A 22,921-nucleotide genomic window follows, 5' to 3' on the forward strand; every position below is an offset into this window, starting at 1 on the left:
CATAACTTAAAGTTCCCTCTAAGATTACTTGAAATTTGTTCTGACTTCTTATTATACCAAAGCTACTCCTTGCATACAATACATTTTCAGAATGTATGTTAAAATAGAAAGTAACTAACTCACAAAGGAATGAATAACTAATGGCGTTTGATGCAATGTTTTTAAAAGCGATGACCGACGAACTTGCCGAGCACGGAGAAAGTGGACGTATTATGAAAATCCATCAACCGTTCTCGCATGAACTTGTTTTATATATTCGAAAAAACCGTGAAAACAAACGTCTGCTTATCTCCTCGCATCCAAGCTATGCGCGGATACAGTGGACTGATGATATTCCCGAAAACCCAGCAACACCACCGATGTTTTGTATGCTACTACGAAAATACTTAGAAGGTGCGATTATTGAATCAATTACGCAACTCCCTAATGAACGAATTGTACAATTTAGTATTCGAGGTAAAGATGACATCGGCGAAAACCGATTTTGTGATTTATTTGTAGAAATTATGGGACGGCATAGTAATATTACCCTTGTTGACCGTGCGAAAAATGTGATTGTTGATTGCATTAAGCACGTTTCTCCAGCGCAAAATAGTTACCGAACACTGCTTCCAGGAGCGACTTATGTGTTTCCTCCTACAACGGATAAGTTGAATCCATGTGAGGTTACTTCGGAGCAAATTCTGGATAGACTAGATTTCTCTGCGGGTCGCATGGATAAACAACTCGTACAGCATTTTGCTGGATTCAGCCCTTTGCTAGCTCGGGAAATAGTATTTCGCGCCGGAAACTTAACGGCAGATTCGCTAGTTGCTGCCTTTTTCGAAGTAATGGAATTGGTGAATGCGCACCTAGGAAGTGCTTCTATCCCAAATGAGTGGCGCATCCAAAATAAAGAGGATTACTATTTCTTCCCGCTCCGCCATGTCGATGCAGAAACAACCGAATTCGCAAATTTAAGTACCCTATTAGACCATTTTTATATTGGCAAAGCGCGTCGTGATCGTGTCCATCAATTTGCACATGATTTAGAAAAACTCTTATCCAACGAACTTGCTCGAAGCAGGCTGAAAATTGAAAAACTCGAAAACACTTTACTCGAAACGGAAAAAGCAGATATTTATCGTATTCAAGGTGAACTTTTAACTGCCAATTTGCATTTAATGGAGCGTGGGATGGCAGAGATTACGGTAGAAAACTTTTACGATGATATGAAGAAAATGACAATTCCGCTTGATACTAGAAAAACACCGTCCGCCAATGCCCAAAGCTACTTTAGCCGCTACCAAAAACTGCGTAACGCTGTCGAAATAGTGAAAGAGCAAATCGCACTCACGAAAGAAGAAATTACTTATTTAGAGTCTGTAGAATCACAACTTGAAACATCCGGCCCACAAGATGTGGAAGAAATCCGCCAAGAACTCGCGGAACAAGGATATCTCCGCTACAAACAGAAAAAAGGCAGCCGCAAAAAAGCGACTTTACCTACTCCAGAAAAATATACTTCTTCCACCGGATTATCGATTTTGGTTGGGAAAAACAATAAGCAAAATGATTATTTAACGAATAAATTAGCTCGAAATAATGAATATTGGTTCCACGTGAAAGATTTGCCTGGTTCGCATGTGGTGATTCAATCGAATAATCCAGACGAGACCTCGATTACAGAAGCCGCAATGATTGCCGCCTATTACTCAAAAGCACGACTTTCAGCAACGGTTCCCGTCGACGGCACGCTCGTAAAACACGTGAAAAAACCAAATGGTGCCAAACCTGGTTATGTCATTTATGATAACCAAACGACTTACTTTGTTACACCTGATGAAAAACTAGTTTTATCCTTAAAAAATTAACGGCTCCTTCTTGGAGTCGTTTTTTCTTTTTATTTTAGGGTACAAGTTAACTGACTTTACTTTTTTATTGGAAGGATGATAGACAAATGAAAATTTTATTAATTGGCGCTTCTGGTACGCTTGGTTCTGCGGTGAAAGATCGTTTGGAGAAAAAAGCTGAAGTGATTACTGCTGGCAGACACAGCGGTGATGTAACGGTCGATATGACGAATGTTGATAGTATTAAAAAAATGTACGCACAGGTCGGAAAAGTAGACGCGATTGTTTCAGCCACAGGAAGCGCCACTTTTTCGCCTTTAACAGAATTAACACCTGAGAAGAATGCGGTAACAATTAGTAGTAAATTAGGTGGGCAAATTAATTTGGTCTTACTGGGCATTGACTCATTGAATGATAAAGGAAGCTTCACCCTTACTACTGGCATTATGATGGAAGATCCAATTGTCCAAGGAGCTTCTGCTGCGATGGCAAATGGTGCGGTTACAGCTTTCGCAAAATCTGCTGCGATTGAAATGCCGCGTGGAATTCGGATTAATACAGTGAGTCCGAATGTATTAGAAGAATCTTGGGACAAACTCGAATCATTTTTCCAAGGATTCGTTCCCGTTCAGGCTGCAAAAGTCGCTCGTGCGTTTGAAAAAAGCGTCTTTGGTGCACAAACTGGTGAAAGTTATAAAGTGTATTAATTGAACAAGAAGCTCACCCGTAACAAAGGTGAGCTTCTTTCTATTTACCCCAGTTTTCTGGGTTTTTCTTCCATTCTTTTAATGTTTCCATATCTTCACCAGTCACGTAATTTTCATTTAAAGCTACTTCAATTAGCTCATCGTAGTTCGTTAATGTTACTAGTTTTGTACCAGATTCTTCTAGCAATTGTTTTCCTTTAGCAAGCCCATATGTAAAAATGGCCGCGATTCCAACCACTTCAGCGCCCGCTTCTTCTAATGCTTCCACTGCTTTTAATGAGCTTCCGCCTGTCGAAATCAAGTCCTCAATCACAACAACTTTTTGCCCTTTTGTGATTGGTCCTTCGATTTGGTTTCCTTTACCATGTTCTTTGGCTTTTGAGCGAACGTAGACCATTGGTAGATTAAGTAAATCACTTACCCATGCGGCGTGTGGGATTCCAGCTGTTGCCGTACCTGCAACCACATCAACCTCGCCAAATGTTTGTTTAATTTTTTCAGCTAAAGATTTGGCAATAAATTGGCGAACTTTTGGAAAACCTAGTGTTAGACGATTGTCACAGTATATGGGCGATTTAATTCCGGATGCCCACGTGAATGGATCATTCGGTTTTAAAAATACGGCTTTGATTTCTAATAATTGTTCGGCTACTTGTTTTTCGATACTCATGCATTCCACTCCTTTAAAACTTGATTATAGGCTGCTACTGGGTCATTTGCGCGGGTGATGGAACGCCCAACAACGATATCTGTTGAACCAATCAAACGCGCTTTTTCTGGTGTGACAACACGTATTTGATCGTCTGCTGCGTCACTTGCTAGTCGTATGCCTGGTGTGATGCGTAAAAAGTCAGCGCCATTTTGTTGTTTGATATCTTCTGCTTCAAGTGCGGAACAAACTACACCGTCTAGTCCAGCTTGATTTGTTAAAGCACTATAATGTAGCACGGATTCAAGCAGGCTTGTTTTTATTAATTGCTCGCTTTGCATACTCGACTCACTTGTACTAGTTAGTTGTGTCACTGCGATAATTTTGGGACGTTTACCACTTACAGAACCTATCTCAAGTCCCTCTAAAGCTGCTTCCATCATATTTTTACCACCGGATGCGTGTACATTGACCATATCAACGCCGAGTTTTGCCAAGCCAACCATGGCACTTTTGACGGTGTTTGGAATGTCGTGCAATTTTAAGTCTAGGAAGATTTCATGATTTTGTTGCTTTATTTTTTCAACAATACTTGGACCATTGCTATAAAAAAGCTCCATGCCGACTTTCACGGATAAATTTTCTCCAGAGAATTTGGCTAAAAATTGTTCTACTTCTTCGTACGTTTGGAAATCTAGCGCGATAATGGGTTTATTCATTGATTTGCTCGCTCCTTTTTAAGTTCTTGTAGGGAAGAAATACCGAGTTCATCCATTCTTTTTGGTAGTTCGTTAATTAATTTTGGACAAATGAATGGATCGGTAAAATTCATCGTACCTACTGCGACTGCATCTGCTCCGGCAATCAAGAATTCTAGCACGTCATCTACTGTTTGCACGCCGCCCATGCCAATGATAGGAATACTGCTTACCGCGCGGACTTGGTGAATCATCCGAATAGCCACCGGTTTAATCGCTGGGCCAGAAAGTCCACCTGTTCCATTTGCGATGATTGGTTTTCTTGTTTTCAAATCAATACGCATGCCAAGTAAAGTGTTAATCATCGTCAGTCCGTCTGCGCCAGCTGCTTCAATTGCTTGCGCGATGGAAACAATATCCGCTACATTCGGTGATAATTTCACATAAACTGGTACAGTTGCGACATTTTTCACGGCTTTCGTTAAACGGTGCGCAACTTCCGGGTCTGTTCCAAATGCGATACCCCCGTGTTTCACATTTGGACAGGAAATATTGAGTTCGATTGCTTTCACTGCTTTCGATTCACCAATTCGGGCGCAGACTTGGACATAATCATCCTCCGTCGCACCCGCCACATTAGCGATAATCGGTGTTTCAAATTGTTCTAAAAATGGGAGCTCGTGCGCTAAAACATGCTCTAGACCTGGATTTTGTAAGCCAATTGCATTCAGCATCCCGCTTGCGGTTTCCGCTACTCGTGGGGTGGGATTTCCGAGTCTAGGTTCTGGCGTCACGGCTTTGGCCATAATCGCGCCAAGTTCATTTAAATCATAGTATTTGCTATATTCTTGTCCGAAACCAAAACAACCTGATGCTGGCATAATCGGATTTTTGAGCGATAATCCGGGAATTTCTACAGCTAAACGGTTCATAAACTCACCTCATCCGCACGAAATACTGGGCCATCTTCGCACACTTTAAATTGTTTTTTCGTATCATCTGCTTTTGGACAAACACAAGCGTAGCATGCCCCAATGCCACAAGCCATGCGCTCTTCTAAAGAAAGATACGTTTTCGTTTCCGGGAAACTAGCTTTCACTGCTTGGAGCATCGCTTTTGGTCCACAACTATAGATGACATCTGGTTCTTCTGGAAAATTTTTCGTAATATCTGTGACGAATCCTTGTGTTCCAAGTGAGCCGTCCACCGTCGCAATATGAACGGTGCCATATGCGGTCATTTCTTTTTCATAAAAACTATCTTTCGCAGATTGGAATCCATTTACAAACGTGACTTGTACGCCTTTTCCAGCTAACTCTTTACCGAGTTGATACATAGGAGGGACACCAATTCCGCCCCCGATTAAAAGAGCGGTTTTTGGTGCAGGTATCTGGTCGATATCGAATCCTTTTCCAAGGGGACCTAACACATCGATAGCATCCCCTTCTGAAAGTTTACTGAAATCTCTTGTCCCGTCACCTTCTACCCGATACAACAGAGTGCATGTCTTTGCGGTTTTATCGTAAGAACAAATACTTATCGGTCGTCTCATAAGTAAATCAGAACGACTCGGTTTCAGCATTAAAAACTGTCCCGGCGACATATCTGCTACGCATTCCCCTGTTAAAATTAGTTCGTATACTTTATCTGCAATTTCGGTTTGCTGAATAACCTTCATTTCCGTCTGTAACACGGTTCCACCCCGTTTCTTCTATTCATACTCGTGCTTTAGGTTGTTTTACTCCACTGGCATTCATTGATTCTAGTTCAAAAGAGCGCGATTCCAGTACACGTAAGATTGCTTCCGCTGTATCGAGCGAGGTACAGACTGGAATCCCGTTTTCTACGGATTCGCGGCGAATTTGGAAGCCATCACGCTCAGGTCGTTTACCGGTCGTTAATGTATTCACTACGAGCGTTACTTGGCCATTTCGAATATAATCGATCAGCGTTTCTTGATTTTCGCCGATTTTTTTCACTTGAGAAACTGGAATACCTGCTTCTTCTAATGTGCTTGCTGTTCCTTTTGTCGCCATGATAGTAAAGCCTATGCGATTAAATCGTTTCGCTAGTTCTACCGCTTCTTCTTTATCGCGGTCCGCTACAGTTAATAGTACTGTCCCGTAGTCATGCATCGTTGTCCCGCTCGCTACAAAACCTTTGTAGAGTGCTTTTTCAAGTGTCACATCTTTCCCCATAACTTCTCCGGTTGATTTCATTTCCGGTCCAAGCGATGTATCAACACTACGTAATTTCGCGAAAGAGAACACCGGCACTTTGACAAAAATTTCTTGTTTTTCTGGGGCAAGTCCTGGCGTGTAACCAAGGTCGATTAAGTTTTCCCCTAAGATAACTCTTGTCGCCACATTCGCCATCGGGATTTCGGTAATTTTACTTAAAAATGGCGCCGTCCGACTTGAACGCGGATTTACTTCAATAACGAAAACTTCTTCGCCATCTACGACATATTGGATATTCAGCATTCCGATAATGTTTAAACCAGTTGCCAGTCTTGTCGTATAGTCCACAATCGTATTTTTCACCTGACTGCTTAAACGTTGCGCCGGATATACGGCAATCGAGTCACCTGAATGAACTCCCGCACGTTCGATATGTTCCATGATACCAGGGATTAAGACGTTTTCGCCGTCACTGATTGCATCCACTTCTACTTCTTGGCCGCTTACGTAACGGTCTACTAAAACTGGGTGTTTTGGATTTACTTTTACCGCATTCGTCATATAATGTTTTAATGCTTCTTCTGATTCTACGATTTCCATTGCTCGACCACCAAGTACATATGATGGGCGTACAAGGACCGGATAGCCAATATCTGTTGCTACGTTGATTGCCGCTTCTACCGATGTGGCCGTTTTCCCAGCTGGTTGTGGGATTTGTAGGATTTCTAATGCTTTTTCAAAGGCATCACGGTTTTCTGCGCGGTCCGTATCTTCTAAACTTGTACCTAAAATTTTCACGCCGCGTTTTGCTAAACCGTCTGCTAAATTAATCGCTGTTTGCCCACCGAATTGCACAACGACCCCTAGCGGCTGCTCGATTTCAATGACGTGCATGACATCCTCTAACGTCAAAGGCTCAAAGTAAAGTTTGTCCGAGATACTAAAGTCGGTCGAAACGGTTTCTGGGTTATTATTAATGATAATTGCTTCATAGCCCGCTTGTTGAATGGCCCACACCGAGTGCACCGTTGCATAATCGAATTCTACCCCTTGCCCAATCCGAATCGGACCAGAACCTAGGACAATCACGCTTTCTTTCGCTGATCGTGTTGACTCATTTTCCTCTTCGTATGTGCTGTAAAAATAAGGTGTTGTCGATTCAAATTCTGCCGCACACGTATCAACCATTTTGTATACCGGAAAAAGATTTTGTGCTTTTCTTAAGTCATAAATCGCTTGTTCATCGACATTCCAACAAGTTGCAAGGAAAGCGTCAGAAAAACCGGCCCGTTTCGCTTCTGCCAAAATTTCTTGGTTATGCGGGTTTTCTTTAATACGATTTTCCAGTTCGATTGTTTTACTTAACTTATATAAGAAGAATAAATCTATCTTTGTTTTCGCGTGGAGTTGTTCGATTGTTTGACCACGGCGCAAAGCTGCTGCTAAGAAGAATAAACGATCATCTTCTGGGAAACAAATTTTGCGTTCTAATGTTTTTTCGTCAGCGTTTTCTGCTTCTTCAAGCCAAAGATGGTCAGCTCCGACTTCTAAGGAGCGCACTGCTTTTAGAAGCGCTTCTTCCCATGAACGACCAATTGCCATGACTTCACCAGTTGCTTTCATTTGTGTTCCAAGGCGACGATCCGCTTGCTCAAATTTGTCGAAAGCAAAGCGTGGAATTTTTGCAACAACATAATCTAGCGTTGGTTCAAAATGGGCAAAAGTTGTTCCTGTTACTGGATTCCTTACTTCATCAAGTGTTAAACCAACTGCGATTTTCGCTGCAAGTTTGGCAATTGGGTAGCCGGTCGCTTTGGAAGCAAGCGCAGAGGAACGACTTACACGTGGGTTGACTTCGATAACATAGTAGTTATAGCTGTCCGGATCAAGTGCCAGCTGAACGTTACAGCCACCTTCAATTTCTAGTGCGCGAATAATTTTCAACGACACATCGCGCAACAATTGGTATTCGCGGTCGGATAACGTTTGGCTTGGTGCGACAACAATCGAATCTCCTGTATGTATGCCGACTGGGTCAATATTTTCCATGTTACAAACAACCATTGCGTTATTGTTCGCATCCCGCATTACTTCATATTCCACTTCTTTAAAACCAGCGATACTTTTTTCTAGCAAACATTGTGTCACTGGACTTAGTTTTAAACCGCTTGTCACTGTTTCAATTAATTCTTGTTCATTGTGGCAAATCCCGCCGCCAGAACCACCAAGCGTATATGCCGGGCGAACGATAACTGGGTAGCCAATGCGTTCAACAAAAGTATAAGCTTCGTCCAAATTATGAATAATGTCACTTTCTGGCACTGGTTCGCCTAGTTCATTCATCAAGTCTCGGAATGCTTCACGATCTTCCGCTTTTTTAATTGCCGTTAAATCCGTCCCAAGTACTTCTACGTTACATTCATCCAAAATCCCAGCAGCAGAAAGTTCCATCGCCATATTCAATCCCGTTTGTCCCCCAAGCGTTGGCAAAATGGCATCTGGACGTTCTTTTCGAATAATACGTGATACAAAATCGAGGGTTATTGGCTCAATGTAAACTTTATCTGCCATTTCTGCATCTGTCATAATTGTCGCTGGATTCGAGTTCACTAAAACTACCCGGTACCCTTCTTCTTTCAAACTCAGGCATGCTTGTGTCCCAGCATAATCGAACTCTGCTGCTTGTCCAATAACAATTGGTCCAGAACCGATTACTAGAATTGTTTTTATATCGTCACGTTTAGGCATGTAGTTCACCCTCCTCTTTCCCATTCATCATTTCCATAAATTCATCAAATAAGTAGTTGACGTCACTTGGTCCTGGGTTTGCTTCTGGATGATATTGTACTGTATAGGCTGGATGTTCTTTATGTGCCAGCCCTTCTATCGTTTCATCATTTAATTCAATGTGTGTTACTTTTAAATCCGTTCCAATAAGTGAATCTTTTTCTACTGCGTAACCGTGGTTCTGTGCAGTGAAGTCAACACGTCCAGTGGCTAGTTCTTTCACCGGGTGATTTGCACCACGATGTCCAAATTTCAGTTTAAATGTATCCGCCCCGTTCGCAAGCGCAAACAGTTGGTGCCCTAAGCAAATTCCGAATAGTGGTAGCTTGCCTTGAATGCCGCGTATCATTTCTAATGCTTCTGGCACATCTTTCGGATCCCCAGGTCCATTGGATAACATCACGCCATCCGGATGCATTGCAAGAATTTCCTCGGCTGTTGTGTTGTAAGGAACAACCGTCACGTAACAATTACGTTTATTCAGTTCTCGCAAAATTGAACTTTTCACGCCATAATCGACAAGCACCACTCGTTTACCGTCGCCAGGACTTGCGAATGCTTTAGCAGAGGAAACTTCATGTACTTGATCGACTGGCAAACGAACAGAGCGCAAGTGGTGTAGTAGTTCCTCTTTGTTCGCTGTTTCTGCTGCTAAAATACCTTTTAGTGTGCCTTCTTTACGAATCAGTTTCGTTAATTTACGCGTATCAATTCCCGCGATTCCCGGGATACCTTTTTCCTTCAGAAATTCATCTAAAGTTATTTGATTGCGCCAGTTGGAAGGGAATTCTGCAGCTTCACGAACCACAACCCCTTTTACAGCTGGATTAATAGATTCAAAATCATCTCGGTTCACACCGTAATTTCCAACGAGTGGGTACGTAAAAGTAATAATTTGTCCATAGTAAGAAGGGTCTGTAATCGTTTCTTGATAGCCTGTCATTCCTGTATTGAAGACCACTTCCCCAATAGTTTCTTTTTCACTACCAATCGCATCACCGATAAAATAATTGCCATCTTCTAGCATTAAAATTCGCTTTGTCATTTGATTTCCCCCTCATTGTATACCAGTGTTCCTTCCGCAAACGTTGCTACTGGCCAACCAACACACGTTTCTCCTACAAATGGTGTGTTTTTTCCTTTGGAATAAAAAGTCGCTGGGTCAATAATCACTTCTTTTTCTAAATCAAGCACGACGATATCTGCTACGCTGCCTTCTTCTAATTTCCCGTATGGTAGTTGAAAGCATTCCGCTGGTTTCACAGTCATCCAATCGATTAGCTGTTTTAATGTCCATTCATTCGTTTTAACAAAATGTGTATATAGTAATGGAAATGCTGTTTCTAGACCTACAATGCCAAACGCCGCTTGCTCCATCGGTACATTTTTTTCTTCCGCTGCATGTGGTGCATGATCCGTTGCGATAAAATCTATCGTTCCGTCTAATAACCCTTCTAAAAGCGCTGCCCGATCTTCTTTACTGCGAAGTGGTGGATTCATTTTCCAATTACCATCATTTCCCGGAATAGCTTCTTCATCTAAAATTAAGTGATGAGGTGAAACTTCGGCAGTGACACGAATACCCGCTCGTTTTGCATCACGTACCACGCGAACAGATTCTTTAGTCGAAATATGGCAAACATGATAATGACAATCTGCTGCTTCTGCTAGTAAAACATCACGCGCGATTTGAACCGATTCTGCAATGTTCGGAATGCCTTTCAGACCTTCTTTTTCAGCAAAAATCCCATCATGTACAACGCCTCCGTAGATAAGCGAGTTATCTTCACAGTGAGCCACAATCGCCATATCTAGTGCCGCTGCTCGTTTCATCGCCTCGTACATTGTTCCAGCTAGCTGCACGCCCACCCCATCATCGGTGAAAGCAAATGCTCCGGCTTCTTTTAAAGATTCAAAATCCACTAATTCATCCGTACCGAGACTTGTCGTAATCGAAGCATATGGCAATACGCGAACTTCCGCTGTTTCTTTGATTTTTGCTTGTAAATTTTCCATTACTTCTTTGGAATCTGGAACAGGTTTTGTATTCGGCATCGAGCAAATTGTCGTATAACCACCACGTGCCGCCGCTTGCGTTCCGGTCAAAATGGTTTCCTTATGTTCCCCGCCCGGCTCACGAAGATGTACATGGACGTCGATAAAACCTGGGGCAATTAATTTCCCGCTAGCATCAAATTCCTCGCCGCTTGTTACTTCAATGGAATCCGCAATCAAATTGACTTTACCATTTTGAATAAGTACATCTTTGTTTTCCAGTTCACCTGACGCGGTTAATACTTGCCCATTTTTTAATACGTACATAATTTCGCCCTCATTTCCTGTTCTTTTAAAATAGCTTCCAAAATAGCCATTCTTATAAAAACGCCATTTGTCATTTGCGTAACAATGCGTGATTTTTCGCTTTCAACTAAGCTATCAGCGATTTCCACATCTCGGTTTACAGGGCTTGGGTGCATAATAATCGCATCCGCTTTTAGCTTTGCTGCCCGCTCAATTGTTAATCCGAATTTTTCATGATAACTTTCTTTCGTAAATTGTTCTGTTCCACTATGGCGCTCATGTTGTACCCGTAAAAGCATCATCACATCCACTTTTTCTACTATCTCATCTACCGGTAAGTAGGTGCCATATGCTAAGCAACTTTCGTCAAACCATTCTTTCGGTCCCGAGAAAAACAGTTCCGCTCCAAGTCTTTTTAACACTTTCATATTGGAATTGGCAACTCGGCTGTGCCTGATATCACCCGCAATCGCTACTTTCAGCCCTTGAAAAGTCCCAAATTGCTCCTTTATCGTAAATAAGTCGAGTAATGATTGGCTAGGATGTTCCCCGCAACCGTCTCCGCCATTTACAATTGCTATATCTAAGTCTTCAAGCCCCTCATAGTAGTTTTCTTCTGAATGCCTAATTACTGCCACATTCACTCCGACTGCTTGCATGGTGAGCAAGGTGTCGTAGAGCGTTTCTCCTTTTGTCATGCTAGAGCTCGCTGCATCAAAGGAAACCACCTCGACACCTAACTTTTTCTCCGCTACTTCAAAACTCGTATGGGTTCTCGTACTCGGTTCAAAAAACATATTGACCGCGAAAGCCTGTTCCGTAAAAGTTGCTTTTTTTCCGCGTTTAAACTGTGCCGCCTGCTCTAATAAATGCTCGATTTCATGGACGGTTAATGCTTCCATTGACAACAAATTTTTCATTTAAAGCGCCACCTTTTCTACTTCATTTTATAGAAAAACCTCTGGCGTATTTATCTGCAGAGGTTTTTTTGTCGTGTGTCACGTTAGGCTGATCTGTGCTCGGCTGGTAAGACTAAGTTTAAAATAATCCCGATAACTGCTGCGAGCGCCATACCTGAAAGTTGGAAAGTTCCCGCTTGAATGAACAAGCCGCCAATTCCGACTACTAGCACAACCGAAGCAATAATCATGTTACGATTAACACTTAGATCAATTTTATTTTCAATCATCATTCGAAGTCCGCTTGTTGCAATAACGCCAAAGAGTAACAGGGAAATGCCGCCTAGAACTGCTGTAGGAACCGAGGTGATAACTGCATTGATGTAACCGATAAATCCGAAGAGGATAGCGAAAATTGCCGCTCCTCCGATAACAAACACGCTATATACTTTTGTAATTGCAAGAACGCCAATGTTTTCACCGTAAGTCGTTACAGGTGGTCCGCCGATGAACGATGCGATAATCGAAGCTGTACCATCCGCAAGCAAGGAACGATGAAGCCCTGGGTCTTTAAAGAAATTTTTATTTGTAATTCGATTCAGTAATAATTGATGCCCCATATGTTCTGCCATCGTGACAAACGCTAGCGGCGCCATACTTAAAATGACAGTCACGGTAATTACTGGATCTATATTAACAAATGGAATACTGAAATCTGGAATTTGGAAGAAAGAGGCATTTTTGATTAACGTGTAATCTACCATCCCAAAAGCCATACTCGTTAGATAACCTACTGTGAATCCAAACAAAATCGGAATCAAGCCCATAAATCCTTTGAAGAACATCATTGCGATTATGGTTGCAAGGAGCGTAATTACTGCTACTGCCAAAGTTTCTAAGCTGTATTTGCCATTGTTTGTTCCCATTGCCATCGCTGCTGCACTTGGAGCAAGTGACAAACCAATAACCATAATGACTGGTCCAACAACAATTGGTGGTAAAACCTTTTGAATCCAGTCAACACCCGCGTAGTAAACAATCAGAGAAACAATCGCATATACTACACCGACAGAGAAAGTCCCGACCATAACTGCGCCCGGCCCTCCGCCAGATTTTGCTGCAAGTAGTGCGGTAATTGGTGCAATAAAGGTAAAGGAAGAACCTAGATATGCGGGGATTTTCCCGCGAGTAATTCCTAGATAAGCAAGTGTCCCGAGTCCGCTAGATACAAGCGCTACTCCCGGACTTAACCCTGTCACACTTGGCACAAAGATAGTAGAGCCAAACATGGTGAAAAGGTGCTGGATGCTAAGAATAATCCATTTATTGAAGCTTGGTCTTTCGTGTATATCTAGTACTGGTTTTGTCACTGTTTCTGTCGTTTCTGTCGTTTCTGTCATTTTCTTCCCTCTTTCTTCATAAAAAATACCCCTTGTCTGTGACGACAAAGAGTATAGAATAATCCCCTATAGAAATTAATCACTCTTTGTCAGCCTCACAGGACTGCTTTTAAAAAAGTGTTACATTGTTATTCATTTTTGTTAATAATAACGGCATCTTCTGCATGATCCACATCGGTTAAGCGCACTTCTACTCGTTCGTTTCCAGATGTTGGAATATTTTTCCCTACGTAGTCTGCTCTAATTGGTAGCTCTCTATGGCCCCGATCAGCAAGCACTGCAAGGTGAATTTGCGCTGGTCTACCTACATCCATTAAAGCGTCCATTGCGGCACGCACAGTTCGACCTGTATAAAGCACATCATCTACAAGAACGACTTTTTTTCCATTAATATCAAACGGAATGTTCGTCCCATGTACAGCGGGTTCGCGAGTTTTATCATCTTTGAAAGATAAATCATCTCGGTAAAGTGTAATATCAATATCCCCAACTGGCACATCAATACCTTCAATTTCAAGTATCCGCTTATGCAAACGCTCAGCAAGATAGATACCACGCGTCTTAATACCGACAAGCGCTAAATTCTTCGTGCCTTTGTTTCGCTCGATGATTTCATAACTTACTCGAGTGAGTGCACGTTTGATTGCCGCCTCGTCCATGACAACTACTTGTTTTTGCATCCGAAATCTCTCCTTTTGTGCAAAAAAATAACCCTCTGCCAGTGTAAGCAAGGGAACGCGTGCGAGTATACAAATAACCCGTCAAATTATCGTCACCTTCTTAGCCTCTCTGGACTATGTTAAAGGACTTTATTTCATTAGAATTATCTTAACCGATAGAACTCCCTTTGTCAATCAAAAAAATAAAAAACATGTTATACTATAAATAATAAAATAAAGGAGGCCAAACATATGGCTATATCTAAAGCAAAAAAGAAACGTCAAAAGCTCATACGCGAAGGTCATTTGAATCCTGAAATCAAGCGTAGCCCCTTTGCACTCATCGATTTAAGTTCCAAACAAACGAAAACAAAAAAAGGATATCTTTATAGCAAGAAGCGGAAGAATCACCAAGAAGATGATTCTTTTTTTGTAACTTTTTTTAAGTTTTCACATTTTCTTCATATTAGCAGCTCAAAATAGGTCCCTCCCACTAGAAATTAGTCCATTTTAACAGTTCTATGTGCTATGCTGAAATAGCTAAAAACATGTACTTAAGAGGTGAACAGAATGAGCATAATGAATAGCTTATTACAACAGAAAGAAACAGTCGTGCAAGGTTGGCTAACATATTATGTATCCGTCGACGATCCCTATATTTTCACTTTAAAAAATGATCATCGTCTTATGGATGAAACGGGCTTTGTGTTAGAACATTTATTTATCGGCATGACGGAAGACTTAGGCAAAATGAATACTTTCGCTCACGAATTAGGAAAAGCACAATTTATCACTTCACTTGGAATTTCTCGCATTTTATTTCACATTCGCTTATTGGAAGAGTTTTTACTCGATTATGCATCAGAAAACAATATAGAACCTACTAATTACCGTGAATTATATTTATTTAGCATTAAACTTCATCAAGTATTTAGTAGCTTTACACAACACTTAATCGAGGGTTATAATCATGGGCATGAACAATTGATGCTCCAAAAAGAAAATCAAATCATTAAAGAATCCACCAAATTAATTTGGATCGCTGAAAAAGTTTTTCTTTTACCATTGATTGGTAAAATTACGGATGACCGAGCAAAACAAATTACTGAAACAGCACTTTATGAAGCTTGCGAGCAACCGGTGAACTATTTAATCATTGATTTATCAGGTGCACAATTAGAATCTCCTCATATTGGCGTTTATATTGACCATTTTTTCTCCTCACTTAAATTAGTAGGCGTTACGCTGATTGTTACAGGTATGCAACCCCAAACTGCCAAAGCGATGGTTCAAGCTAATCTAGCGGAACAACACGGTATTAAAACATTTGCGACCTTACGCCAAGCAACAAAAACACTTATGAAAGAAAAAGAAGCAAGGAACGCCCGTAAATAGGTGTTCTTGCTTCTTTTTTAATCTTCCTGACGTAATGATTTTAATGCTTTTTCAAATGAATTAGGAAGTGGCGCTTCAAACGTCATCCGTTCATTCGTTGTCGGATGGTCAAATCCTAATTTTGCAGCATGAAGAAATTGCCCATTGCCTTTTATCGTGTTTTTCGGTCCATATTTCGGGTCACCTGCTAAAGGATGTCCGATATATTTCAAGTGAACACGAATTTGGTGCGTACGACCCGTGTCTAATTTACACTTAATAAGTGTGTAACCTGGTAAACGCTCCAACACTTCAAAATGGGTTCTTGCTTCTTTGCCATCGCGTACAACTGCCATTTTTTGACGGTCTTCTTTTGCCCGACCGATTGGCGCTTCGATGGTTCCTTTTTGGTGGACAATGTCGCCGTGAACAAGTGCGATATATTCGCGGTCCGAAGTTTTGTCTTTTAATTGTTTTGCTAGTGATTCATGCGCATGGTCATTTTTGGCAACCATGAGTAAGCCAGATGTGTCTTTATCAATTCGGTGCACAATCCCTGGGCGAATTTTACCGTTAATTCCAGATAAATCATCACAATGGAAAAGCAAAGCATTCACTAGCGTCCCACTTGCATGACCGGCAGATGGGTGAACAACCATTCCTTCTGGTTTATTTACAACAAGCATATCTTTATCTTCAAAGTAAATATCTAGTGGAATCTCTTCTGCTAACACTTCCAGTTCTTCTGGTTCGCGTACTTCATAATGAATTTCGTCGCCAACTTGTACTTTGTAATTCGGTTTCGCAAGTTCTCCGTTAACCGTAATATCGCCATTTTTCAGCATAAGTTGTATCGCTGAACGACTCTTTCCCATCATTTCAGCAATCACTTTATCCACACGTTCGCGCGCATGGCTTTCTTCTATAATCAATGTTTCATTCTGCATTATTTAATTCCTTTCGTTTTGCGGTCGTCTACAAAAACATACACGAGCATTAGTACGACACCAACTGAAAGCGCGGCATCTGCCACATTAAAGATTGGGAAGTAATAATTTCCCCATACTGTCTGTACAAAATCTACTACTTCTTGATGCAAGATCCGGTCGATGAAATTACCAATCGCACCACCTAGAATAAACGCTAAACTAATAGAAAATAGTCGCTTTCCTTTGGCATATTTTTGCATAATATAAATTATAATTCCAATAACAATGACGGTAATAAGATAGAAAAACCACATATGCCCTTCCAAAATACTCCAAGCCGCTCCGTCGTTACGGTAGCTTGTCCAGTATAAGAAACCAGGAATCACTTCTATTTTCTGTCCAATTTCCATATTTTGAACAACTATCCATTTCGTCAATTGATCTAGCGCAATTACAGCTAGGGTGATTAGATAATAATACATTTTTCCGAACCCTCTTTTCACATCAGTTAGATAAAAAGTACGCGCTCTCCTGTAAAAATAAGAAGAGCGCATTACTTCTTTGTTATTGTATGATAAATTGAAGCAAAAATAAAGCTGCAATTACATACATGACTGGTGAAGTACGTTCCTCGTTTTTCGTGAAGGCACGAAGAATTGGATACGCAATGAAACCAGCCGCAATTCCGTCTGCAATACTATACGTCAGCGGGATTAATACAATAATCAGTAGTGCTGAAAAAGTTTCTGCCGCATTCGATAAATCCATTTCTTTAAATTCTTGCAGCATCGACATACCGATAATAATTAAAATCGGCGCAATCGCGCTGTTCGGAATAAAAGATAATACCGGCATTAAGAAAAGGGATGCGATAAATAACAGACCAGTCGTTATGGTTGCTAAACCAGTTTTCGCTCCACTCGCAAACATCGAGCCACTTTCAAGTGCAGAGATCGTTGGGCTTGTACCAAATAAGCCAGATAAAAAGGCTGTCAGTGAGCTAGCTTTTAAAATGCGTGGTAATTTTTCGGTTTGCTTCAGTTGCCTTACTTGTCCATTTGTAAGTCCAACTGTTTCAAACACAATAACCATCGTCATTGTAAAGACGGCACTCCAAAAACCAACGCTCGCCATTCCGGAAAAATCAGCTTGAAAGAGCACATCACTCCATGGTGCAACGCTTATCGAAGCACCTCCAGCTTTCCCGGCAACACCAAACATCACACCAACAACTGTTCCGATTATTAAACTCCATAAGAAAGCACCTGGAATTTTTCGAATAACTAAAATCATCGTTAGTAATAATGTTACAAGTGTTGCTAAAACGAAAGGATCGCCTAAATCCCCAACAGCAATAATAGCATGTTTCCCGCGCGTGACGATTCCGCCTTTCTCAAGCCCTAGGAAGATTAGGAATAAACCTAACCCAACCGTAATCGCTTGTTTTAAAATAAGCGGAATAGCTTCATTTAGTTTTCCTGCAAGTGGTGTAAACGCAAGAATCATAAATAGTAAGCCACTCATCGTGACAGCAGCGAGTGCAACCTGCCAACTTAGTCCCATTCCTTGAACAAGGGTATACGCAAAGAGCGCATTAATCCCCATCCCAGGCATTAGAATAAGTGGTGCATTTGCCCAAAATCCCATAATCAAACAACCTAACGCCGAAATAAAAATCGTCGCAAGGACTGCTCCTTGATAAGGAACTCCAGCCTCAGCTAAAATCGAGCTATTGACGACAATAATATATGCCACCGTAAAAAAGCCAATCATACCAGCCAAAAATTCGGTCCGGATATTGGTTTTATGCTCGTTCAGCCGAAATACTTTGTTGAAAAATTTCTGCATACTTTTTCCTCATTATGAAATTGTCCCTCTCCCAACCCGCAGAGTATTGCCCCTGCCACAGAACTTTATTATAACAAAGATAGTACATATACGAAAGAAAAAGTTTTTTTGCTACGCCGCCAGCTTGCCAGATATGTGCTATAATCTGAATGGATGCAAAAAGGAGATGATTACTTGCAACAAACAGTCACATATGGGGCAAAATGGAAACAATTTTTAACGATATTCACACCAATTGTCATTACGCAACTCACGCTTTTCTCCATGACTTTCTTCGATACAACGATGAGTGGTAACTATTCGAATCAGGCGCTGGCTGGTGTAGCAATTGGCAGCTCACTTTGGGCTCCGGTGAATGCCGCCTTTTCTGGGTTACTGATGGCCATCACGCCAATCATCGCTCAATTAATCGGTGCAAAGAAAGAAAAACAAGTCAAAAATACGGTGCATAACGGTCTATATATTGCTTTATTTTTAGCTTTAATTTTAATTCTTATAAATTTTTTGGTCGTTCCAACGATTTTGACACACATGCCTGTCACAGCAGAAGTTGCGGGTATCGCCCGTCATTTCTTGAACGGCATTTGTATCGGGATTCCCGCTTTCTTTATTTCTGCGATTTTACGTTCCTTCATTGATTCGCTTGGTCTAACTCGAGTGACGATGTTCATTACACTTTGTACCGTACCATTTAATATCTTTTTAAATTACTGTTTTATTTTTGGGAACTTCGGTTTTCCGGAAATGGGTGGTGCTGGTAGTGGTTACGCGACAGGGATTACGTATTGGCTCGTTGTTTTAGTGAGTGTGATTTTGATTCAAACACAAACGAGATTGCGCAAATTCGGTATTTTTAAAAGCCTTACAGCGCTTCGTTTTTCTAAAGTAAAAGAAATTATCGGGATTGGCGTTCCAAATGGTTTAACGATTTTATTTGAAACGAGTATTTTCTCAGCCGTGACGATTTTAATGGGCGCTTTTGGAACAGAGACGATTGCGGCACATCAATCGGCAAATAGTGTTTGTACGTTGCTTTACGCCTTCCCGCTTAGTGTCGCTTCCACGCTAACCATCCTTGGCGGTTACGAAACTGGCGCGAAACGCTTAAAAGACGCCAAACAATATCGCCATATCGGTATGACCGCTGCGATTTTAATTGGTTGTGTGAACGGAGCTATCCTATTTTTCTTCCGCGATACCATTGCAGGATTTTACACGAATGATCCCGCGCTTATTGATTTAATTATGCATTTCTTAGTTTACGCGATTCTGTTCCAATTCGCAGATGCTGTCTTGTCGCCAGTTCTTGGGGCACTTCGGGGTTACAAAGATGTGACGATTACCACCATTGTCGCCTTTATTTCTTATTGGTTAATTGGTCTACCAGTAGGTTACGGATTATCCTTCACGAATTTAGGACCATTCGGTTACTGGATTGGTTTAAGTACTGGCCTATTTGTCGCCGCATTTATTTTGTCGCTTCGAGTTCGGAAAACGGAGCAAAAACTTTCCTTAAGCGCAAAAAACGCAGAGATTTCAAGTTAATCTCTGCGTTTTTTTTAGTTAGCTAAACCATCATGAATTTTATCTAAATTGTAGCGCATCATTTCTAAATACGTGTCGCCCACTTCACCTTTTTTCGCCGTCGAATCCGTGAAAATTTTCGCGAAAATTGGTACACCAGTTTCTTTAGAGACACTTTCCATACTACGCGGATCTACGCTAGTTTCCACAAATAGATTAGGCACTTTTTCTTTTTCCACAATGCCGACAATTTGCTTCATTTGATCTGGTGTCCCTTGGCTTTCTGTATTGATTTCCCAAATATAGGCTGCTTTTAAACCATAGCGAGCTGCAAAATATTTAAATGCGCCTTCGCTCGTTACTAAGGTTTTTTGATTTTCTGGCAAATCAGCGTATTTTTGTTTAGCTTCTTTATCTAATGCATCCAATTTAGCGATGTATTTTGCCGCATTATCTTTGTAAAATGCCGCATTGTCTGGATCTGCTTTTACAAGGGCATCGCGTACATTTTCCGTATAGATAATTCCGTTATGAAGATCAAGCCAAGCATGTGGGTCTGTTTCTGAGGTTTTTCCTTTTTCTGTTAAGTATTTTGGTTTTACGCCTTTACTTAACTCTACCACTTGATCCTTGTCATCTCTTGATTTGTCCGCAGTTTCTAGCATACGATCAAACCAACCGTTCCCCGTTTCCAAATTCAATCCATTGTAAAAAATTAAATCTGCATCTGCTGCACTTTGAATATTTGCTGGCAGCGGATCATATTCGTGCGGATCCACGCCAACTGGCACAATACTATGAAGCTCAATTTTGTCCCCACCAACATTTTTAACAATATCTGCTAAGATCGAATAAGTCGCCACCACATTTAACTTGCCATCTGTTTTTTTCGAATCACTATTTTGACTGGAACACCCCGCAAGTACAACTACTAATGCGAAAAGTGCCACAACGAGCATTTTTTTCATTCGATAACCTCCCTCTTTTTAGAAAATAATAAACCTTGTTTTGGTGCGAATAAAAAGGCGATAAAGAAAATAATGGTCGCAACTAGTACCATTGCCGCACCGGATGCTAAGTTGAAAATATAACTAAAGTAAAGTCCGATAATCGCGCTCACTGCCCCAAAGGTAGAGGCAAGAACAATCATTTTGGATAATTTATTCGTAAGCAGATAAGCCGTCGCTGCTGGTGTAATTAACATCGCCACCACTAAAATAATGCCAACCGTTTGCAAAGCCGAAACCGTTACAAGCGTTAAAAGTAACATCAAGAAGTAATGCAGGAATTTCACATTAAGTCCATATGCCTCTGCCATCACTGGATCAAACGAACTAACGAGAAATTCTTTATAAAATAATGCGACTAATGAAATGACGATAATGGCAATAATAATGGTCATCCACATATCCGAACTCCGCACCGCGAGCACATTCCCAAATAGAATATGATACAAATCCGTACTACTTTTCGCAAAGGATATTAAAATAATCCCGAGTGCGAAAAATGCACTAAAAACAATCCCAATTGCTGTATCATTTTTTATCCGGCTTTTTTGATTAACAAAACCGATGCCAAGCGCGGCCGCAATCCCAAATGTGGCAGCTCCAATAAAGAAGTTGATCCCCATCATATAAGAAATCGCCACACCAGGTAACACCGCATGAGAAATCGCATCCCCCATAAGTGACATTCCGCGTAAAATGATAAAACTACCAATTACACCAGACACAATTCCAACTGTCACGGAGGTAATAAGCGCCTTTTGTAAAAAACTATATTGCATTAAGCCTTCTAAAAACAACATACCCTACACCCCCGTCGCAAATGCTATCGGTGCATCACCATAAGCAAATTGAATTTTTTCTTCTGTAAATGTTTGTTCCACTGGGCCATGCGCTACTAATTTTTTATTGAGTAAAATAATATCATCAAAGTAGGCAGCCACTTTATGAAAATCATGATGTACGACGACAATCGTTTTTCCGTTGTCTCTTAATTTTTTTAACAGTCGCATTATCAGCGCCTCACTGGTCATATCAATACCAGCAAACGGTTCATCTAAGAAAAAAATCTCAGCGTGTTGGGCAAGTGCGCGTGCAATGAATACCCGTTGCAATTGACCACCAGATAGTTCACCAATTTGTCTTTTCATAAAGCCGGTCATTTCCACTTGCTCTAAGGCATCTAATGCAAGTTGTTTCTCTTTCTTCCCTGGACGTTTAATTAGTCCGAGCGCTGGATACGTTCCGAGCAACACCATATCAAAAACGGTAATAGGGAAAGTTAAATCTACTTCGCTTCGTTGCGGTACGTAGGCGATTTTCTTTCTCCAGTAGGAAAGTGGTTTATCCGCTAAAGTGACTTGTCCTTGTTCACGCGGAATTAATCCCATCATCCCTTTTAATAAGGTCGATTTGCCAGCCCCATTTGGACCAACGATGCCTGTTAATTTACCTGATGCTATTTGAAGTGTGACATTGTCTATCGCCACTTTTTGTTTGTACGCTATCGTTAAACCTTGAATTTTCATATAAACCACCCTTTTCCCTCAAGACTAAATTTTACATATAACTAAAAATGTTTCCTTTGAGCAACTTTTAACCAAAGTATAACGGAGAACCTTTTTGTTGTAAAGTAAAATGTTCAAAAAAAATCCCGCAGTTGATTAAACTACGGGATTTTTACTATTTATTTGATAGAGCCGTCTGCTAATTTTTTGAGGAGTTTGCGGAATTCCGCTTGCTCCTGCTCGGAAAAAACAGCAAAACGTTTTACAATCATTTCTTTTTTCTTTTTATCAATTTCTTGAACAAATTCCTCGGCGTTTGGTGTTAGTCTTAGTTCGATAATTCGGCGGTCTACTTCAGAACGATGTCGTGTAATAAACTGCTCTTCGACTAAAGTATCGGTAATGGCTGTGATGTGACTGGCTGAAACATCAAGCGTTTTAGCTAATTCTGATGTTTTCGTAAGCCCACTAGAAATCAAGCTCAAGACCCGGTACTCACTACCACTTAATCTTTTGTCGAGTACTGCTTCTACTTCATGACGAAAACTATTAAAAATCCGCTTAATTAATGTTTCAATTTCTAAGTATGTTTCCATTTTTGCTACCTCCAGTTTTTCAAAAA

General features: G+C 41.0%; 21 protein-coding genes and 1 pseudogene. 5 read left to right on the forward strand and 17 right to left on the reverse strand.

All coding sequences use genetic code 11. The annotated features are described in order from the left end of the window. The first annotated feature begins 140 nt into the window (after positions 1–140). Positions 141–1,853 (forward strand): Rqc2 family fibronectin-binding protein FbpA, encoded by a 1,713-nt coding sequence (gene fbpA / locus HRK21_RS00995; protein WP_070005935.1) that lies wholly within the window; start codon positions 141–143, stop codon positions 1,851–1,853. 86 nt (positions 1,854–1,939) lie between these two features. Beyond that, positions 1,940–2,539, forward strand: coding sequence for a short chain dehydrogenase (locus HRK21_RS01000; RefSeq protein ID WP_070005936.1), 600 nt, complete (start codon positions 1,940–1,942; stop codon positions 2,537–2,539). A 40-nt stretch (positions 2,540–2,579) separates the two neighbouring features. Here HRK21_RS01000 and pyrE read toward each other — a convergent pair whose 3' ends face one another. The 10 genes and pseudogenes from pyrE to pyrR form a co-directional block, all read right to left on the reverse strand. Continuing rightward, entirely contained in the window at positions 2,580–3,209 is a 630-nt protein-coding gene (pyrE, locus tag HRK21_RS01005) for an orotate phosphoribosyltransferase (protein ID WP_069888021.1), read from the reverse strand. Beyond that, positions 3,206–3,907, reverse strand: a complete 702-nt coding sequence (pyrF, locus tag HRK21_RS01010) for an orotidine-5'-phosphate decarboxylase (RefSeq protein ID WP_070005937.1) — start codon at positions 3,905–3,907, stop codon at positions 3,206–3,208. The genes pyrE and pyrF overlap by 4 nt, the downstream gene beginning before the upstream one ends. After that, on the reverse strand, positions 3,904–4,818 hold the full coding sequence (locus HRK21_RS01015; protein WP_003739244.1) for a dihydroorotate dehydrogenase: 915 nt from the start codon (positions 4,816–4,818) through the stop codon (positions 3,904–3,906). Before HRK21_RS01015 ends, pyrF begins: the two co-directional genes overlap by 4 nt. After that, positions 4,815–5,582, reverse strand: a pseudogene (locus HRK21_RS01020) (dihydroorotate dehydrogenase electron transfer subunit); the annotation flags it as partial. The pseudogene HRK21_RS01020 and the gene HRK21_RS01015, both read right to left, overlap by 4 nt. A gap of 19 nt (positions 5,583–5,601) precedes the next feature. Next, a complete protein-coding gene (gene carB, locus HRK21_RS01025) occupies positions 5,602–8,814 on the reverse strand; it encodes a carbamoyl-phosphate synthase large subunit (protein ID WP_070005939.1) in 3,213 nt (1,070 codons plus the stop codon). After that, a complete protein-coding gene (locus HRK21_RS01030; protein WP_003739247.1) occupies positions 8,807–9,898 on the reverse strand; it encodes a carbamoyl phosphate synthase small subunit in 1,092 nt (363 codons plus the stop codon). Before HRK21_RS01030 ends, carB begins: the two co-directional genes overlap by 8 nt. Further along, positions 9,895–11,175, reverse strand: a complete 1,281-nt coding sequence (pyrC, locus tag HRK21_RS01035) for a dihydroorotase (protein ID WP_077952715.1) — start codon at positions 11,173–11,175, stop codon at positions 9,895–9,897. Before pyrC ends, HRK21_RS01030 begins: the two co-directional genes overlap by 4 nt. Further along, positions 11,163–12,074 (reverse strand): aspartate carbamoyltransferase catalytic subunit, encoded by a 912-nt coding sequence (locus tag HRK21_RS01040; RefSeq protein ID WP_070005941.1) that lies wholly within the window; start codon positions 12,072–12,074, stop codon positions 11,163–11,165. The genes pyrC and HRK21_RS01040 overlap by 13 nt, the downstream gene beginning before the upstream one ends. Before the next feature lie 83 nt (positions 12,075–12,157). Then, positions 12,158–13,453, reverse strand: a complete 1,296-nt coding sequence (locus HRK21_RS01045; RefSeq protein WP_070005942.1) for a solute carrier family 23 protein — start codon at positions 13,451–13,453, stop codon at positions 12,158–12,160. A gap of 128 nt (positions 13,454–13,581) precedes the next feature. After that, complete coding sequence (gene pyrR / locus HRK21_RS01050; RefSeq protein ID WP_003729510.1) at positions 13,582–14,133, reverse strand: bifunctional pyr operon transcriptional regulator/uracil phosphoribosyltransferase PyrR; 552 nt, start codon at positions 14,131–14,133, stop codon at positions 13,582–13,584. Between the two features lie 231 nt (positions 14,134–14,364). On the opposite strand from pyrR, the gene brfA reads away from it, so the two are divergent. Together brfA and HRK21_RS01060 are read left to right on the forward strand one after the other, a co-directional pair. After that, on the forward strand, positions 14,365–14,595 hold the full coding sequence (gene brfA, locus HRK21_RS01055) for a ribosome rescue factor BrfA (protein ID WP_003736940.1): 231 nt from the start codon (positions 14,365–14,367) through the stop codon (positions 14,593–14,595). Positions 14,596–14,682: 87 nt separating this feature from the next. Beyond that, complete coding sequence (locus tag HRK21_RS01060; protein WP_069888013.1) at positions 14,683–15,507, forward strand: STAS domain-containing protein; 825 nt, start codon at positions 14,683–14,685, stop codon at positions 15,505–15,507. A 17-nt stretch (positions 15,508–15,524) separates the two neighbouring features. On the opposite strand, the gene HRK21_RS01065 is transcribed toward HRK21_RS01060, so the two are convergent. From HRK21_RS01065 to HRK21_RS01075, 3 genes are all read right to left on the reverse strand, one after another. Then, complete coding sequence (locus tag HRK21_RS01065; RefSeq protein WP_069888012.1) at positions 15,525–16,433, reverse strand: RluA family pseudouridine synthase; 909 nt, start codon at positions 16,431–16,433, stop codon at positions 15,525–15,527. Then, the gene (gene lspA / locus HRK21_RS01070) at positions 16,433–16,897 is read right to left on the reverse strand and encodes a signal peptidase II (protein ID WP_003729506.1); all 465 of its coding nucleotides are present in this window, start codon (positions 16,895–16,897) and stop codon (positions 16,433–16,435) included. The genes HRK21_RS01065 and lspA overlap by 1 nt, the downstream gene beginning before the upstream one ends. Before the next feature lie 82 nt (positions 16,898–16,979). Beyond that, positions 16,980–18,263: an NCS2 family permease gene (locus HRK21_RS01075; RefSeq protein WP_070005943.1), complete on the reverse strand. Its 1,284-nt coding sequence runs from the start codon at positions 18,261–18,263 to the stop codon at positions 16,980–16,982. Positions 18,264–18,437: 174 nt separating this feature from the next. Here HRK21_RS01075 and HRK21_RS01080 point away from each other — a divergent pair, with 174 nt between their 5' ends. After that, positions 18,438–19,808, forward strand: coding sequence for an MATE family efflux transporter (locus tag HRK21_RS01080; protein WP_069888010.1), 1,371 nt, complete (start codon positions 18,438–18,440; stop codon positions 19,806–19,808). Between the two features lie 14 nt (positions 19,809–19,822). On the opposite strand, the gene HRK21_RS01085 is transcribed toward HRK21_RS01080, so the two are convergent. The 4 genes from HRK21_RS01085 to HRK21_RS01100 form a co-directional block, all read right to left on the reverse strand. Continuing rightward, positions 19,823–20,755, reverse strand: a complete 933-nt coding sequence (locus tag HRK21_RS01085) for a metal ABC transporter substrate-binding protein (RefSeq protein WP_003729502.1) — start codon at positions 20,753–20,755, stop codon at positions 19,823–19,825. Beyond that, positions 20,752–21,594 carry a metal ABC transporter permease gene (locus tag HRK21_RS01090; RefSeq protein WP_003739258.1) on the reverse strand — a complete coding sequence of 281 codons (843 nt, stop codon included), beginning with the start codon at positions 21,592–21,594 and terminating at the stop codon, positions 20,752–20,754. Before HRK21_RS01090 ends, HRK21_RS01085 begins: the two co-directional genes overlap by 4 nt. Before the next feature lie 3 nt (positions 21,595–21,597). Then, positions 21,598–22,320: a metal ABC transporter ATP-binding protein gene (locus HRK21_RS01095; RefSeq protein WP_012581105.1), complete on the reverse strand. Its 723-nt coding sequence runs from the start codon at positions 22,318–22,320 to the stop codon at positions 21,598–21,600. Between the two features lie 158 nt (positions 22,321–22,478). Further along, positions 22,479–22,895, reverse strand: coding sequence for a MarR family winged helix-turn-helix transcriptional regulator (locus HRK21_RS01100; protein WP_003729499.1), 417 nt, complete (start codon positions 22,893–22,895; stop codon positions 22,479–22,481). Positions 22,896–22,921: the final 26 nt, after the last annotated feature.

Source organism: Listeria monocytogenes (assembly GCF_013282665.1).
In the GTDB taxonomy this organism is placed as follows: domain Bacteria; phylum Bacillota; class Bacilli; order Lactobacillales; family Listeriaceae; genus Listeria; species Listeria monocytogenes_C.

Excerpts from the sequence above, each read along its gene's own strand:
- HRK21_RS01060 (WP_069888013.1), top strand. The coding sequence starts at position 14,683 with ATGAGCATAATGAATAGCTTATTACAACAGAAAGAAACAGTCGTGCAA.
- pyrC (WP_077952715.1), bottom strand. The coding sequence starts at position 11,175 with ATGTACGTATTAAAAAATGGGCAAGTATTAACCGCGTCAGGTGAACTG.
- HRK21_RS01045 (WP_070005942.1), bottom strand. The coding sequence starts at position 13,453 with ATGACAGAAACGACAGAAACGACAGAAACAGTGACAAAACCAGTACTA.
- HRK21_RS01030 (WP_003739247.1), bottom strand. The coding sequence starts at position 9,898 with ATGACAAAGCGAATTTTAATGCTAGAAGATGGCAATTATTTTATCGGT.
- carB (WP_070005939.1), bottom strand. The coding sequence starts at position 8,814 with ATGCCTAAACGTGACGATATAAAAACAATTCTAGTAATCGGTTCTGGA.
- HRK21_RS01090 (WP_003739258.1), bottom strand. The coding sequence starts at position 21,594 with ATGTTGTTTTTAGAAGGCTTAATGCAATATAGTTTTTTACAAAAGGCG.
- HRK21_RS01040 (WP_070005941.1), bottom strand. The coding sequence starts at position 12,074 with ATGAAAAATTTGTTGTCAATGGAAGCATTAACCGTCCATGAAATCGAG.
- pyrF (WP_070005937.1), bottom strand. The coding sequence starts at position 3,907 with ATGAATAAACCCATTATCGCGCTAGATTTCCAAACGTACGAAGAAGTA.
- HRK21_RS01065 (WP_069888012.1), bottom strand. The coding sequence starts at position 16,433 with ATGCAGAATGAAACATTGATTATAGAAGAAAGCCATGCGCGCGAACGT.
- HRK21_RS01085 (WP_003729502.1), bottom strand. The coding sequence starts at position 20,755 with ATGAAAAAAATGCTCGTTGTGGCACTTTTCGCATTAGTAGTTGTACTT.
- brfA (WP_003736940.1), top strand. The coding sequence starts at position 14,365 with ATGGCTATATCTAAAGCAAAAAAGAAACGTCAAAAGCTCATACGCGAA.
- fbpA (WP_070005935.1), top strand. The coding sequence starts at position 141 with ATGGCGTTTGATGCAATGTTTTTAAAAGCGATGACCGACGAACTTGCC.
- HRK21_RS01000 (WP_070005936.1), top strand. The coding sequence starts at position 1,940 with ATGAAAATTTTATTAATTGGCGCTTCTGGTACGCTTGGTTCTGCGGTG.
- lspA (WP_003729506.1), bottom strand. The coding sequence starts at position 16,897 with ATGTATTATTATCTAATCACCCTAGCTGTAATTGCGCTAGATCAATTG.
- HRK21_RS01100 (WP_003729499.1), bottom strand. The coding sequence starts at position 22,895 with ATGGAAACATACTTAGAAATTGAAACATTAATTAAGCGGATTTTTAAT.
- pyrR (WP_003729510.1), bottom strand. The coding sequence starts at position 14,133 with ATGCAAAAACAAGTAGTTGTCATGGACGAGGCGGCAATCAAACGTGCA.
- pyrE (WP_069888021.1), bottom strand. The coding sequence starts at position 3,209 with ATGAGTATCGAAAAACAAGTAGCCGAACAATTATTAGAAATCAAAGCC.
- HRK21_RS01095 (WP_012581105.1), bottom strand. The coding sequence starts at position 22,320 with ATGAAAATTCAAGGTTTAACGATAGCGTACAAACAAAAAGTGGCGATA.
- HRK21_RS01075 (WP_070005943.1), bottom strand. The coding sequence starts at position 18,263 with ATGCAGAAATTTTTCAACAAAGTATTTCGGCTGAACGAGCATAAAACC.
- HRK21_RS01015 (WP_003739244.1), bottom strand. The coding sequence starts at position 4,818 with ATGAACCGTTTAGCTGTAGAAATTCCCGGATTATCGCTCAAAAATCCG.